This window comes from Bartonella sp. WD16.2 (assembly GCF_002022505.1).
GTDB lineage: Bacteria > Pseudomonadota > Alphaproteobacteria > Rhizobiales > Rhizobiaceae > Bartonella.
In genome coordinates, this window is sequence record NZ_CP019781.1 from 1709042 (window position 1) to 1724364 (window position 15323).

General features: G+C 37.9%; 15 protein-coding genes and 1 pseudogene. 12 read left to right on the top strand and 4 right to left on the bottom strand.

Going from position 1 to position 15323, the window contains the following annotated elements; genetic code table 11:
- Positions 1 to 136 precede the first annotated feature (136 nt).
- Entirely contained in the window at positions 137 to 952 is an 816-nt protein-coding gene (locus BWD162_RS07430) for an LOG family protein (protein ID WP_442855931.1), read from the top strand.
- Positions 953 to 979: 27 nt separating this feature from the next.
- On the opposite strand, the gene truA is transcribed toward BWD162_RS07430, so the two are convergent.
- Genes truA through def form a run of 3 tightly spaced genes read right to left on the bottom strand, consistent with a single transcriptional unit; the run spans position 980 to position 3184 of the window.
- On the bottom strand, positions 980 to 1723 hold the full coding sequence (gene truA / locus BWD162_RS07435; protein ID WP_078706063.1) for a tRNA pseudouridine(38-40) synthase TruA: 744 nt from the start codon (positions 1721 to 1723) through the stop codon (positions 980 to 982).
- A 1-nt stretch (position 1724) separates the two neighbouring features.
- Positions 1725 to 2654, bottom strand: a complete 930-nt coding sequence (fmt, locus tag BWD162_RS07440) for a methionyl-tRNA formyltransferase (protein ID WP_078706064.1) — start codon at positions 2652 to 2654, stop codon at positions 1725 to 1727.
- Positions 2654 to 3184, bottom strand: coding sequence for a peptide deformylase (def, locus tag BWD162_RS07445; protein WP_078706065.1), 531 nt, complete (start codon positions 3182 to 3184; stop codon positions 2654 to 2656). The genes fmt and def overlap by 1 nt, the downstream gene beginning before the upstream one ends.
- Positions 3185 to 3273: 89 nt before the next feature.
- Here def and BWD162_RS07450 point away from each other — a divergent pair, with 89 nt between their 5' ends.
- Together BWD162_RS07450 and BWD162_RS07455 are read left to right on the top strand one after the other, a co-directional pair.
- Positions 3274 to 4440 (top strand): DNA recombination protein RmuC, encoded by a 1167-nt coding sequence (locus BWD162_RS07450; RefSeq protein ID WP_078706066.1) that lies wholly within the window; start codon positions 3274 to 3276, stop codon positions 4438 to 4440.
- 113 nt (positions 4441 to 4553) lie between these two features.
- A pseudogene (locus BWD162_RS07455) lies at positions 4554 to 5140 on the top strand (transglycosylase SLT domain-containing protein).
- Positions 5141 to 5486: 346 nt separating this feature from the next.
- Here the strand turns inward: BWD162_RS07455 and BWD162_RS07460 are convergent.
- Positions 5487 to 5738: a DUF1150 family protein gene (locus tag BWD162_RS07460; protein ID WP_078706067.1), complete on the bottom strand. Its 252-nt coding sequence runs from the start codon at positions 5736 to 5738 to the stop codon at positions 5487 to 5489.
- Positions 5739 to 6272: 534 nt separating this feature from the next.
- Between BWD162_RS07460 and nth the strand changes: the two genes are divergently transcribed.
- From nth to BWD162_RS07505, 9 genes are all read left to right on the top strand, one after another.
- Entirely contained in the window at positions 6273 to 7013 is a 741-nt protein-coding gene (nth, locus tag BWD162_RS07465; protein ID WP_078706068.1) for an endonuclease III, read from the top strand.
- Positions 7014 to 7149: 136 nt separating this feature from the next.
- On the top strand, positions 7150 to 7353 hold the full coding sequence (rpmI, locus tag BWD162_RS07470) for a 50S ribosomal protein L35 (protein WP_078706069.1): 204 nt from the start codon (positions 7150 to 7152) through the stop codon (positions 7351 to 7353).
- A 33-nt stretch (positions 7354 to 7386) separates the two neighbouring features.
- The gene (gene rplT, locus BWD162_RS07475; protein ID WP_078706070.1) at positions 7387 to 7788 is read left to right on the top strand and encodes a 50S ribosomal protein L20; all 402 of its coding nucleotides are present in this window, start codon (positions 7387 to 7389) and stop codon (positions 7786 to 7788) included.
- A gap of 91 nt (positions 7789 to 7879) precedes the next feature.
- Positions 7880 to 8965 carry a phenylalanine--tRNA ligase subunit alpha gene (pheS, locus tag BWD162_RS07480; protein ID WP_078706071.1) on the top strand — a complete coding sequence of 362 codons (1086 nt, stop codon included), beginning with the start codon at positions 7880 to 7882 and terminating at the stop codon, positions 8963 to 8965.
- Between the two features lie 31 nt (positions 8966 to 8996).
- On the top strand, positions 8997 to 11411 hold the full coding sequence (pheT, locus tag BWD162_RS07485; RefSeq protein WP_078706072.1) for a phenylalanine--tRNA ligase subunit beta: 2415 nt from the start codon (positions 8997 to 8999) through the stop codon (positions 11409 to 11411).
- Between the two features lie 304 nt (positions 11412 to 11715).
- The gene (locus BWD162_RS07490) at positions 11716 to 12624 is read left to right on the top strand and encodes a metal ABC transporter substrate-binding protein (RefSeq protein WP_078706073.1); all 909 of its coding nucleotides are present in this window, start codon (positions 11716 to 11718) and stop codon (positions 12622 to 12624) included.
- Entirely contained in the window at positions 12621 to 13451 is an 831-nt protein-coding gene (locus BWD162_RS07495; protein WP_078706074.1) for a manganese/iron ABC transporter ATP-binding protein, read from the top strand. The genes BWD162_RS07490 and BWD162_RS07495 overlap by 4 nt, the downstream gene beginning before the upstream one ends.
- Positions 13448 to 14302 carry a metal ABC transporter permease gene (locus tag BWD162_RS07500; protein WP_078706075.1) on the top strand — a complete coding sequence of 285 codons (855 nt, stop codon included), beginning with the start codon at positions 13448 to 13450 and terminating at the stop codon, positions 14300 to 14302. The genes BWD162_RS07495 and BWD162_RS07500 overlap by 4 nt, the downstream gene beginning before the upstream one ends.
- Positions 14299 to 15210, top strand: a complete 912-nt coding sequence (locus BWD162_RS07505; RefSeq protein WP_078706076.1) for a metal ABC transporter permease — start codon at positions 14299 to 14301, stop codon at positions 15208 to 15210. The genes BWD162_RS07500 and BWD162_RS07505 overlap by 4 nt, the downstream gene beginning before the upstream one ends.
- Positions 15211 to 15323: the final 113 nt, after the last annotated feature.

A 15323-nucleotide genomic window follows, 5' to 3' on the forward strand; every position in this document is an offset into this window, starting at 1 on the left:
GTTAAAAGCATAAAGATTTATTGTTTATGGCCTACGTGAAGAAATGTGTGTAGTCAATAAAAGGATTTTAAAAAAGTGTAATAGGTATATAGAAAAAGGCTATAGGAGCATGGTAAAAAGGGAAGAAAAAAATTATATGCTATCTTCCTCTGCAAAGGAAGTTGAACGACAGGTGAATGCAATATCTAAGACACCACAGATGCGTTCACTTACTTACCGTATAGCTTATATGGATCAAGAATTTATGATGCGCCCTGAATTACGTTCACAGCGTCTTGGGCTTGAGTTTTTAAAACCGGAGATAGTTTTTCAGGAATGTGGCATTCAATCAACTGTTGTTTTATTTGGTGGAGCACGTATTCCTGAGCCTGGACAAGAAGCATGGGCAGCGAAAAATCAACAACAAAAAAAGAATTTGCAAAGTATATCTCATTATTATGATGAGGCAAGAGAGTTTGCACGTTTATGCTCACGCTATTCTGCCACCACAAAATATCGCGAATTTGTAATTGTTACAGGGGGAGGACCTGGGGTGATGGAAGCAGGAAATCGTGGTGCAGGTGATGTTGGTGCACCAACGATTGGTTTGAATGTTGTTTTGCCTCATGAACAATGGCCTAATACTTATGTGACACCGCATTTGTGTTTTAATTTTCATTATTTAACAATACGAAAAATGCATTTTTTAATGCGTGCAAAAGCATTAGCAATTTTCCCTGGAGGATTTGGCACTTTGGATGAGCTGTTTGAGGCATTAACTTTAATGCAAACAGGTCGTATGGAACGGGTTCCTATTTTAATATTTGGGAAGGAATTTTGGAACAATGTTATCAATTTTGATTATTTGTCCGCTCAAGGTATGATTTCTCCCTCTGATGTTGATCTTTTTACGTTTGTCAATACAGCAGAACAAGCTTTTGAAATAATTCGTTCTTTTTATAAGTTGGGTTGATAGTTTAAGAATACATTTTTAAAATAGTTAATAGTCAATTTTCATTAAATAAAGGCCTGAAGGAGGTGCGACCATACCACAGCGTGCACGGTCTTTGGCATGGAGAGCTGCTTCAAGATCTTGAGCTGTCCATTGTCCAATACCAACTTTCACAAGACTTCCTGCAAATGAACGGATCTGATGGTGAAGAAAAGAGCGAGCCTGTGCATAAAGGAAAATTTCTTCTCCTTTTCTGTGCACATCTAAGCGTTCAAGGGTGCGAATAGGGCTTTTAGCTTGGCAGTGAGCTGAGCGGAAAGTAGTAAAATCATGCTGTCCTACAAGCTTTTGGGCTGCTTCATGCATAGCATCGGCATTAAGATGTTTTGGTAGCCACCACACACGTTTAACGTTTAAAGCTGGTGGTGAGCGACGATTGAGAATTTTAAAGAGATAATAGCGTTTGGTTGCACAAAATCGTGCATGAAAATTATCTGGGACATTTTGTACATTTAAAACGGCAATATTTTCACCTTGTTGCTGCAAATGAGCATTAAGTGCATTATGTATAGTATTAGCGTGCCAGTTTTTTGTAAAATCAACATGCGCAACTTGTTCTATAGCGTGAACACCAGCGTCGGTTCTACCAGCTGTAACGATGGTTAATTTTTGGCCGCTAAAGTTAAAAATAGCTTGTTCAATAGCACCTTGGATAGTGCGAAGCCCTGCTTGACGTTGCCAGCCAGCATAATTGGAACCATCATATTCAAGAGTGAGTTTAAAGCGTACCATATCAAAAAACTGCAGAAATGTTGGTTCCTCGCAAAAATGTTGGACTGTCAAGAATTTTACCACCAGATCGTTGGAGGTGAGTTATTTCTATTTGTCCTTTTCCGCAATGGATAATCAGATCTTTTTCTTCTATCCGGCCAATTTCAAGTGAGAGGTCTTCCACTACGCGACTTCCAAGAATTTTCACCCGTTCTTGTTTTCCACCAATATCCATGACGCACCAACAACCAGGAAAGGGAGACAGAGCGCAGATACGTTTGTGGATGGATTGTGCAGATTGCGCCCAATCAATTCGGGTTTCTTCTTTTTTAATTTTAGCGGCATAGGTTACCCCTTCCAAGGGTTGTGGGGTAAGTTTGAGTTGGTTTCTTTCAAGATCTGATAGAGCTTCTACTATGAGCTTTGCTCCGATGTGTGACAACTTATTTGAAAGTTCATGAGCTGTCATATTATCGGTAATAGCGATTGAGCGAGACAAAGCGATAGGCCCTGTATCTAGTCCTTCATCCATTTTCATAATCATTATTCCAGTTTCTTGGTCACCAGCCATAATCGCACGTTGGATAGGGGCTGCACCACGCCAACGCGGTAATAATGAGGCATGAACATTTAAACAACCAAAACGCGGTGTTTCGAGAATAGCTTTTGGCAAAAGTAATCCATAAGCTGCAACAACAGCGACATCAATAGACAATGCTGCAAACCGATCTTGCTCTTCAGATGTTTTGAGACTTTGAGGGGTGAAAACGGGGATGGATTTTGCTTGTGCGGCATTTTGAACAGGAGAAGGGATTAATTTAAGACCACGCCGTCCTGCTGGACGGGGAGGTTGGCTGTAGACTGCTACAATATCATGACCAGCATCTAATAAAGCATGTAAAATGGGTACAGAAAAATCAGGTGTTCCCATAAAACCTAATCGTAATACCATCACACAATTACTTTCTGTGTGTTTTTTTCTTTTGCGCGTTTTTTTAATTTTCGAATTACCATATCGCGCTTGATTTTTGAAATGTGATCAATAAAAAGACAGCCATTCAAATGATCGATTTCATGTTGCAGGCAAGTAGCCAAGAGATCATCTGCTTCAATTTCTGTTTGCTTTCCTTCACGGTCTCTATAACGAACACGAAGACGTTTAGGACGTTCAACTTGTGCGTAATATTCAGGAATAGAAAGACAACCCTCTTTGTAAATATTGCGTTCATCTGATAGCCATAAGATTTCTGGGTTGATCACAACAAGCGGATTTTTAGGGGTATTGTTTTCAGCAATATCTATAACCAGCATACGTAATGGTACACCAATTTGAATAGCAGCAAGACCAATGCCTTGAGCGTGATACATGGTTGCCAACATATCATCCGCTAGCTTTTGAATGGCTAGATCAATATGTTCGATAGGTTTTGAAACTTCACGTAGAATAGGGTCAGGTAAAGTAACTAAAGATTTCATTGACATAGAAATAAATTAATCAATGGTTTATTACTGGTCAATATTGAATGGGAGATTTACGCGCTTTTTCGTAATAAAATCGCTATATTGCTGTTATGTTTGATTCGTTTTTTTCTTTGATACTCTTAAATGAGCGTTTTTATGAATTTATAGTTTTATTTTTACTAGCCGGTTTTGTGCTTATGATGATTATGCGCAGTAACCGGAAAAAGGCTATTGAAGCGACTACACATGCGCATGAAATGCAAATGCAGATGGCTGCATTGTTAAAAACCCAAGCCGAAATGCAAGGGCGTATGCAGACAATGGCAGAAATTTTTGGTCAAAGACAGGCTGAATTAAATCAGTCTATTCGCGAACAGCTCAATGGGATGACAACTAATTTGGGTCAAACACTTCAGGTGCAGACCAAATCTACTTATGAAAATTTGACTCGTTTGCAAGAACGTTTAGCAGTAATTGATGCGGCACAAAATAATATTCAATCGCTTACTGGGCAGATTATTCAGCTGCAAGCTATTTTAAATAATAAGCAGACACGCGGTATCTTTGGTCAAGGACGAATGGAAGCTATTATTTCTGACGCTTTACCAGCTAATACTTATGTTTTTCAGGCGGTTCTTTCAAATGGAAAACAACCAGATTGTCTCATTCATATGCCTAATAAAGCACCAGCTCTTGTTGTGGATGCTAAATTTCCTTTAGAAGCTTGGAATGCTATGCGTAAGGCGTCATCTTCTGAAGAACGAAAAAGAGCTGAACGCCAATTTCACACTGATATGGATGTACATATTCGTGATATTGCACAAAAATATTTAATTCCCGGAGAAACACATGATACAGCTTTTCTCTTTGTGCCATCGGAATCAATTTTTGCAACAATCTATGAAGATTTTGAACAATTGGTACAAAAAGCCAATCGTGCGCATGTAATTATTGTATCGCCATCTTTGTTAATGTTATCTGTTCAAGTTGTACAAACCATTATGAAAGATGCAAAAATACGTGAACAAGCGCATTTGGTTCAATCAGAGGTAGCAAAATTGATGGAAGACTTTGGGCGGATGGACATGCGTATTCGCGCTTTGCAAAAACATTTTTACAAAACAGGTGAAGATATTGAGGCAATTTTAACATCGTCTTCTAAAATTATGAGACGTGCTAGTCGAATTGAAGCTTTCGAATTAAAAGAAGATGATTTTATATCAAAACCAGTAACAGCGCACGTTCAGTCGCAAACATTGCGTTTGGGTGATGAGTAGTAAAATAAAGTTACTCAAGTAAATATAGGATAATTTTTTATCCTTTATTAATTTAGTAAGAATTTGGGAGTATTTATATTACGTTTTATCTTTTTATAAGGGGACAAAGGGTGATGCGGCACCTTTTATTATTGGGGACATTTGCATTGTTTTTGGGCAGTTGTGCAACAAAGCCTCCCACATATACAGATAATGCTTGCGCTATTTTAGCTCAAAAAATGGCTTTTTTGATAATTGGAAAAAAGCTTCTAGAAATGCAGAAATGCGTCATGGAATTCCTGCATCTATTATTCTTGCAACGATTAATACAGAATCGGGTTTTCGTCATAATGCGCGTCCTAAACGTAAAAAACTTCTTGGTTTTATTCCGTGGAAGCGTCGTTCAACAGCTTACGGTTATGCTCAAGCGCTTGATAATACATGGGCAGTCTATATCCGCTCTACAGGAAGATCTTCTGCACGACGGACTAATTTTGCTGATTCTGCTGATTTTGTTGCTTGGTATCACCGCCAAAGTGTTAGACGCAATGGTGTTAAACCCAATGATGCGTATAATCTTTATTTAAATTATTACATGGGGCATGGTGCTTATGCCCGCAATAGAGGTCGTTCTACCCCAGCAATTACAGAAGTTGCACGACGTATGGATAAAATGGCGAGACGTTATGATCAGCAATTAAGAACGTGTGGATGGCGCTAGAAAGGGTTGCGCAAATAACGGACAAAAGAGTCATTAAATATTTTGGGAAATTTGTATTTGTTGCGGATGATGTACGAGCAAATGATTGATCACTTCTGTTTCTGTAGGTTAGATTTATTTTGTTTAGTTGAAGCTTTTTAAGTTTTAAAGCTCATACTTAGTTGGGAAAATACAGTTATATCCCCTGATGCCACAGTAATATAATATTACAAAAATAAGTTCATTTTTCTCATTTCTAAAAGAGATAATATATCTACATAATCTTTGTAGTAGGATTTAAGATTATAAAATAGCTACAATACTAAATTCATAGATTAGATGATTTCATAATTTTTCTTAAAATAGTTTAGTGCAGTGTGACAATTTGTAACTCGTGTTCATTGGCACCTGCAAGAGCGATAGAGCGTTCATCGGACAAAATGATTGGATGACCTGTTTCGCCAAAGAGAGCCCATATTGTAATTCCTGGAGTCATTGGCGGAAGATCTGGAAAATTTTTAGCTAGATCGTCTGTACAAACTTTTTTTAAATAAGCAATCTGTCCTTCATTAGAAGAGGCAGTGTCTTGTAACGACAAGATTTGTTTATGCTCACTCATTTCATTGGTCCTTTATGCATTGACTTTTGTTATTTTCGCTGCTGACTTGAATTAGATCTATTGCATTTAATGAATAAAGAATAATTGATAAAAGATTATTTTTCAACTTAGTACTTATGCTATACATATCTTTAATGAGAGGAAAAGCGTGTTGGAGCTTATGCGAAGTTATACCATGATAGAAATATTGATATAGCTTTAACTGTTTGTTTACTGTGAATAGCCGGTTAATTCCTTCCAGAGGAAGTTTAAGCTTATTAAGCCTTAGTGGCGATAATAGCTAGAGTTTGCACGTATAATTCTTCTCATTATTTTTATGAAAATACTCACTATTTATAACTTATTAGTTATATCAATGTATTGTGATGTTTTATTTTTTTCAAATTCAAAAAGAAAAGGATAGAATATGTATCATTGTAATAATTATACTTTAAAGTGATTAATTGACAAATCTTTAAAAAGCATTTTTCATATTTCTCTTATGTGGGCTAAAAGCGTGAGCAATAACTTCAAAGGAAATGAGAAAGAAGGTTAATGACTGAAAAGACAAGGCAATTGAGAAAAGCGCAAAAAGTTGTCGAAACATTATATAGAAAAGATGAAATTGCAGAAATCTTTCGCCGTTTTTCTATTCAACGCCCTACTCCCAAAAGCGATCTTATATATACGAATGCTTTTACTCTTTTGATTGCAGTTATTCTTTCAGCTCAGGCTACAGATGTTGGTGTTAATAAGGTTACACAAGAGTTATTTCCCCTTGCGGATAGACCGGAAAAAATGGTTGCATTAGGAGAAAAAGGGATCGCATCTTATATCCGAACCATTGGTCTTTGGCGTGCAAAAGCCCGAAATATTTACGCACTTTGTTGTTTTTTAATTGATCAATATGATGGACAGGTGCCTGATAGTCGCGAAGCACTTATGGCATTACCTGGTGTAGGGCGCAAAACGGCTAATGTTGTTTTGAATGTTGCTTTTGGTCAACCTACTCTAGCTGTAGATACGCATATTTTGCGCCTTGGAAACCGTCTTGGTTTAGCACCAGGTAAAACACCAGAGGTAGTTGAAGAGAAGTTAGTGAAAATTATACCAGCTTGTTATATGCATTATGCTCATCATTGGCTCATTTTACATGGGCGTTACATTTGCAAGGCGCGTAAAGCACTCTGTACACAGTGCATTATTGCTGATCTTTGCAAAGCAGTAATCAAAACAAATGCCATGCCAGCACCCTTGGTTGAGGTTAAAGGAAATAGAGCTCCTGTTTTTTTTTAATACGGCCTTGCTATTTTATGTATACTGGCTTATGAAAACATGGTTAGAACCGCCCGGCAGGGCATGCCGTGGCTGTTTAAATAGCTTATTCAAGTTTTGATCAGTTTGATCAAATTTAAACATATGGAGTAGCAAAATGCCCAAAATGAAGACCAAATCATCTGCTAAGAAACGGTTCAAGGTTACTGCACTAGGTCGGGTGAAAGCAGCAGCAGCAGGCAAACGTCATGGTATGATTAAACGCTCTAATAAGTTTATTCGTGATGCACGTGGAACAATGATTCTAGCTGAATCAGATGCTAAAAAAATTACTCAGTATTATTTACCGAATGGCATTTAAGCTTTGCACTTTTGATTCATAGGAGATTATCATATGGCACGTGTAAAAAGAGGTGTTACAGCTCACGCTAAACATAAAAAAGTTCTTAAAGAAGCTGAAGGTTTTCGTGGTCGGCGTAAAAATACCATTCGTGCAGCTAAAGCAGCGGTTGATCGTTCAAAGCAATATGCTTATCGTGATCGTAAAAACCGCAAGCGTACTTTCCGCTCTTTATGGATTCAGCGGATCAATGCAGCTGTTCGTGTAGAAGGTTTAACTTATGGACGTTTTATTGACGGTCTATCAAAGGCCGGTATTGAAATTGATCGTAAGGTTCTGTCTGATATAGCTATTTATGAGCCCGCAGCATTTGCTGCTTTAGTGGTTTCTGCAAAGAAAGCTTTAGAATATTTAAAAGATACGACGCCTAATGCTTTTGAAGGCGCTGTCAAGTAAGCCAGTTGCGTTTTCTTAAAGCATTTATTTATTTGAGATTCCGCTCTGGTTATTACTGGTGCGGTTTTTTTAATGTAAAATAGGCAGAAATATGAACGATATTGAACGTCTAGAACAAGAAATTTGTTTAGCTTTAGAAGCAGCCAATGATGAACAGGCACTTGAAGCGATACGTATTGCGGCATTGGGTAAAAAGGGTAGCATTTCTGAACAATTAAAAGCATTAGGGAAGATGGATGCTGATGAACGCCACAAAGTCGGACCGATACTTAATGGGTTAAAAAATCGTATTTTAGAGTTATGGTCGCAAAAGCGCGATATTCTCAAACGTCACGCAACAGCTGTACGTCTCTCTAAGGAAACAATTGATGTAACTTTGCCTGTTCGTTCTTCACCTATAGAGCGTGGTCGTATCCATCCTATTTCGCAAGTGATTGATGAAATCATAGCTATTTATGCGAATATGGGCTTTTCTATTGCGCAGGGGCCAGATATTGAAACGGATTATTATAATTTTACTGCATTGAATTTTCCTGAAAATCATCCAGCGCGCGAAATGCACGATACCTTCTTTTTTGATGTGGATGAAACGGGAAATCGGAAATTATTGCGTACGCACACATCGCCAGTACAAATTCGCGTGATGGAAAAGCAACAAACACCAATACGCATCATTATTCCTGGAAAAACTTACCGTATGGATTCTGATGCAACGCATTCACCAATGTTTCATCAGGTGGAAGGATTGGTGGTTGATAAAACTTCTACTATTGCACATATGATGTGGCTTCATGAAACTTTTTGTAAAGCTTTTTTCGAAGTATCTTCGGTAAGAATGCGTTTTCGCCCATCTTTTTTTCCTTTTACTGAACCGTCTATGGAAGTAGACATTCAATGTAATCGTTCCGGTTCAGAAGTGAAGTTTGGAGAAGGTCGTGATTGGTTGGAGGTTTTAGGATGTGGCATGGTGCATCCTCATGTGTTAAAGAATGCTGGCTTTGATCCGGATGAATATCAAGGATTTGCGTGGGGTATGGGGATTGATCGTATGGCTATGTTAAAATATGGCATGCCTGATTTGCGGGCTTTTTTTGAGACTGATCTACGTTGGTTAAATCATTATGGTTTTCGTTGTTTTGATGTGCCTGCCCTTTTTACTGGCTTGAGCAGTGTATAATTTTGTCACGGTTTTCATGTGAGGTTTTAAGATGAAATTTACATTGTCTTGGTTGAAAGATCACTTAGAAACAGATGTATCTTTAGATGAAATTTGTAATAAACTGACAGCTATTGGTCTTGAGGTTGATCATGTTGAAGATTACGCTTTTTTAGCGGGTTTTGTGAATGCAAAGGTTTTAACAGCTGTAAAACATCCTGATGCGGATAAATTGCAAATTTTGTCAGTAGATACAGGATCTAGTGCACCTGTGCAAGTTGTGTGTGGAGCACCAAATGCACGTGTTGGGCTTGTTAGTGTTCTTGCATTGCCAGGCACTTATGTACCGGGGCTTGATGTGACATTATCTGTGGGGAAAATCCGTGGTGTTGATAGTTTTGGTATGATGTGTTCATCAGCAGAACTTAAGTTGTTAGATGAACATGATGGGATTATTGAATTGCCAGAGGACGCTCCTCTTGGAGTGCCGTATGCAGATTATGCAGGTTTGAATGATCCTGTGATTGATATTGGATTGACGCCTAATCGTTCTGATTGCACGGGTGTTCGTGGGATTGCTCGTGATTTAGCTGCAGCTGGCATTGGGCGATTAAAAGAATTATCGATACCGCAATTTGATACCTCTTTTGGAACATCGGTCCAAGTTACTTTGGATTTTTTTCAAAGTACCTCACTATGTTTAGGCTTTTCTTGGCGTGAAGTGCGTAATGTGCGAAATAATGCATCACCACAATGGATGCAAAGACGTTTGAATGCAATCGGTTTAAGACCGATTAATGCGCTGGTTGATACAACAAATTATATAAGTTTTGATCTTGGTCGTCCACTTCATGTTTTTGATGCGGATAAGGTTAAAGGGGCTTTAAGAGTACGTCGTGGTTGTGAAGGTGAACAACTTCAAGCTCTGAATGGTAAAATCTATAATTTAGGTACTAAGGATTGTGTCATTGCGGATGAAGAAGGGGTTGTTGCTATTGCTGGTATTATGGGTGGTGTCAGAACGAGTTGTGATGAAATGACACGCCGTGTTATTATTGAATCAGCTCTTTGGAATTCACGCAGTATTGCACAGACCGGTCGCGCATTAGGCCTTGTTAGCGATGCACGTTATCGGTTTGAACGGGGTGTTGATCCTGCTTTTATGGAATCAGGGCTTGAGATTGCCACACAGTTGGTGTTGAATCTTTGTGGTGGTGAGGTATCAAAAGCGCAGGTTGTTGGCTATCAGAAGCCAGAAGTTAAACAGATCAGCTTTCCATTTTCTGAAATTAAACGTTTAACTAATTTAGAAATAGAACGTGGAAAAGCCGTTGTTATTTTAAAACAGCTTGGATTTGGTATTAAAGGGGAAGGAGATGTCGTTACGGTTGAAGTGCCAACATGGCGCTTTGATATTATGGGCAAAGCTGATTTAGTAGAAGAAGTGATACGAATTTATGGGCTGGATAAAATTAAACCTATACCATTGAAAGATTTTACTGGGGGAAATAATAAAATTCTAACGTTTTCGCAAATTGTTTCACGTGTTGCTCGTCGGGCTTTAGCGTGTAGAGGCATGGTGGAAGCTGTATCTTGGTCATTTATTTCTGAAAATCAGGCGCTTACTTTTGGAGGTGGTCAAGCGCAGCTTAAATTGGTAAATCCTATTGCAACTGATATGTCGGTGATGCGCCCTTCTCTTTTGCCTGGTTTGCTTATTGCTGCACAGCGAAATGTTGATCGTGGTTTCCCGGATTTTGCCTTGTTTGAAGTTTCAAGCATCTATAAAGGTAATGCATCTGATGAACAACAGTGTGTTGCTGGTGGTATTCGCCGTGGTACAGCAAAATTTGAAGGTTCTGGACGTTTTTGGAGTGGAAATGCAAAGGCAGTTGATGTTTTTGATGCCAAAGCAGATGTATTGGCTGTTTTAGAAGCGTGTGGTGTAGATATTAGCAAAGTACAAATTGGGACTGAAACACCTGATTGGTATCATCCTGGTCGCTCAGGTGTTATTAAGCTTGGACCAAAGGTTATTCTTGGTTTTTTTGGTGTTTTTCATCCTGATACATTAGAAAAATTAGATGTTAGCGATCCTTTATGCGGTTTTGAAGTTTTCCTTGACCAAATTCCGGAACCAAAGAAAAAAGCAACAAAAATTCGTTCTCCTTTAAAACTATCGCCTTTTCAAATGGTACGACGCGATTTTGCATTTGTGGTTGATAAAACAATAACATCTTCTCTAATTGTTAATGCTGCACGTGGGGCAGATAAAAAACTTATTCATTCAGTACAGATTTTTGATCTTTTTGAAGATCCAAGTCTTGGTGAGGATAAAAAGTCTGTAGCGATTGAAGTTGCTATTCAACCCGTTGAACGAACCTTAACAGATGAAGATCTCGAAGAACTTGCTTTGAAGGTAGTGGAAAATGTTATTAAAGCGACGGGTGCATATTTGCGTTGCTGATCTTATGGTTTGCAGAGTTTGTTACTATTCTGTTGTATGAATTATTTTATAATAAGCGCTTTTTAAGTATTTTTTTTGAGTATTAGAGCAGTAAACATGGCCATTAAACTAGAATTTTTCGAAATTGATTTTCATATCAGTAGGCTATTAATTGAAATTATAAACATTTTTAGGTGTAAAAGAGAATTTTTTAAATAACTGAAAATAACAGAAAAAAACCATTATTTTGGATAATTTTTCATTGCAAAGGTAGAAATTAACTGTTAATTGATAATGCAAATCATTTGCAATAGAAAGTAGATCGATGAAAGTAAAAGCGTTTTTTACTGCATTTTTTTTAGGTTTAATCCTTTTAATTCCTAACTTAGCTTTGAGTGCTAACAAGTTTAAAGCTGTTACAACGTTTACTATTATTGCTGATATGGCACGTAATGTAGCAGGTAATGTTGCTGATGTTGAATCCATTACTAAACCAGGTGCTGAAATTCACGAATATCAGCCTACACCGCGCGATCTTATGCGTGCGCAAGGTGCCAATCTTATATTGTGGAATGGACTAGAATTAGAACTTTGGTTTGAAAAATTTTTTCAAAATATTAAAAATGTTCCAAGTGTTGTTGTTTCAGAAGGTGTTGTACCGATCGCAATTGGTGAGGGGCCTTTTAGTGGTAAACCAAATCCTCATGCGTGGATGTCACCGACTTTGGCGTTGATTTACATTGATAATATTCGCGATGCTTTTGTAAAATATGACCCTGAGCATGCTAGTATTTATAAGGAAAATGCTGAAATCTATAAGCAAAAAATTCGTTTAAGTCTTGACCCGATCAAAGCTGAATTGGAAGCATTGTCGGAAGATAAGCGTTGGCTTGTAACCAGTGAAGGTGCGTTTAGCTATTTGGCTCGTGATTTTGGTCTAAAAGAGCTTTATTTATGGCCAATCAATGCTGATCAACAGGGAACACCACAGCAAGTTAAGCATGTTATTGATATGGTTCGTAAATATCATATTCAAGTCATTTTTTCTGAAAGCACCATTTCTGCTGCACCCGCCAAACAAGTTGCAAAAGAAACAGGCATTCGGTATGGCGGTGTTCTTTATGTTGATTCACTAAGTGAAAAAAGCGGTGAGGTTCCAACCTATATTGATTTGTTACGTGTTACGAGTACACGTATTGCCCAGGGGTTATCTGATGGGGTGAAAGGTCAATGAGTGAATCTGGAATATCTGTTCAAGATGTAACAGTGATTTATCGCAATGGGCATATGGCTTTGCGCGAAGTAAGTTTTGAGAATCCAATTGGTTCGATTGCAGCATTAGTCGGAGTTAATGGATCAGGAAAGTCAACGTTATTTAAAGCTATTATGGGATTTGTACAGCCTTCAAAGGGGAAAATTCGTATTTTAGGTTTGCCAGTTAAAAAGGCTTTGAAACAAAATCTCATTGCTTATGTACCTCAGAGTGAAGATGTTGATTGGGATTTTCCCGTTCTTGTTGAGGATGTTGTATTGATGGGGCGGTACGGCCATATGAATTTTTTTCGCTATGCGCGCGCGCAAGATCGCGAAGCCGTTCGTTCTGCTTTAGAGCGTGTTGATATGTTAGCGTTTGCTAAGCGCCAAATTGGGGAGCTTTCTGGCGGACAGAAAAAACGTGTCTTCCTAGCCCGTGCTTTAGCACAGGAGGCAAAAGCTATTTTATTAGATGAACCGTTTACGGGGGTTGATGTCAAAACGGAAGATAAAATTATTGCTTTGTTGCAAGACCTGCGTAAAGAAGGTGCGATAATATTAGTTTCTACCCACAATTTAAGTTCTGTTTTTGAATTTTGTGATCGTACGGTTTTAATAAAAGGAACTGTTTTAGCTTCTGGATTGACACAAATGGTTTTCACGCAGAAAAATCTTGAACGAACTTTTGGTGGTGCATTACACCGTCATAATATTGATTTCCAAGGTGGAAAAAAAGATAATATTTTTGCAGATGGTGAAGAACCTTTATTTTTTGACTACAATCAAGAGCGAAAGCACGTTTCATGATATCTTGGTTACTTGAGCCATTCAACTATCAATATATGGTCAATGCAATGTGGGTCTCGGGGTTAGTTGGGTGTGTTTGTGCGTTTCTTTCGGCTTTTCTAATGTTAAAGGGCTGGTCGTTGATTGGTGATGCACTTTCTCATTCGATTGTGCCTGGGGTTGCTGGGGCTTATCTTTTAGGATTGCCTTTTTCGCTTGGAGCTTTTTTCTCTGGTGGGGCTGCGGCTGCCGCGATGTTATTTCTTAACCATCGAACAAAACTGAAAGAAGATACGATTATTGGTTTAACTTTTTCCTCCTTTTTTGCTCTTGGATTGTTTTTAAAGTCATTAAAACCAATGGCTGTTAACATTGATACGATTGTTCTTGGAAATGTTTTAGCAATTAGTTCATCAGATATTATGCAGTTAGTTTGTATTAGTGTTTTCTCTTTGTTGATATTATGTGCGAAGTGGAAAGATTTATTAGTTTCTTTATTTGATGAAAGTCATGCACGTGCTCTTGGATTGAATGTAAAGCTATTGAAAATTCTCTTTTTTACGCTGCTTGCTGCTTGTACTGTTGCTGCTATGCAAACGGTAGGAGCTTTTTTGGTTATTTGTCTTGTGGTGACACCAGGGGCTACGGCTTATCTTTTAAATGATCGCTTTTTAAATCTTTTGATAATTGCAGTAGTAATTGGAACATTTACGAGTGTACTGGGTGTTTATGTGAGTTATTTTTTAAATGCGCATACCGGTGGTGTTGTTGTGCTTTTTCAGGCGTTTCTGTTTATTATAGCTTTTATTTTTTCTCCAAAATACGGTTTTCTCGCTGCCCGTTTGCGTGTGAGAGTGGCAAAAAAAATATGATAGATCAATTACTACTCCCTTTTCAGCTTTCTTTTATGATTAAGGGTATGGCTATTACCGTTATTCTGTCCATTCCAATGGCTATGCTTTCTTGTTTTCTTATTTTAAAAGGGTGGGCGCTTTTAGGAGATGCGATTTCTCACGCAGTTTTTCCTGGTGTGGTTGTTGGTTATATGACAACACCGTGGGTGATAACATTTTTAGCTTCTTTGCCGTTTTCTTGGTTTCATCATCTACATCCCGCTAATGTTACGATGATTTTAATTGTTTTTGGTGCTTTTATTGCTGGTATGATTTGTGCCATCACGACAGGTTTTTTAGGGAGCAATAGCCGTATAAAACAGGATACGGTCATGGGTGTTGTTTTTTCGTCTATGTTTGGTTTGGGGCTTGTTTTAGCAACGGCAATTTATAGTAATTTAGATTTAAATCACATCTTATTCGGTAATCTTTTGGGCGTTAATTGGCTTGATATTACGCAGACAGCAATAATTTCTATTATCGTCACTTTAATTTTGGGGACAAAATGGCGTGATTTTATGCTGTATATTTTTGATTCGATTCAAGGACGTGCAATAGGATTACAGATATCAGTGCTCCATTATGCTCTGTTGACAATGATTTCTCTCACGATTGTTGCGGCTTTAAAAGCAGTTGGAATTATTTTGGTTATTTCTTTGTTGATTGCACCAGGAGCAATTGCTTATCTTATTACTAAGCGTTTTTTTTCTATGCTTTTGATTGCTGTATTGATTGCTGTTTTTTCTAGTTTTTTAGGAATTTATCTAAGCTTATTCATTGGTTCTGATTCTGCTTCTACAATTGTATTGATTTTGACACTAATCTTTGCTGCTGTTTTTATATGGATTTTTGTTCAACAGGCTGCAATTCGGGAAACACAAGTATAATAAATCCTTGCATAGCAGCCATGCGTTTTTATATGTTGTTTTAAATTTTTCTTTTTATTAAATGGAAGAGTGCTGGGTTATTTTCCTCCTAATATCTAGCCAATGAATGCAGT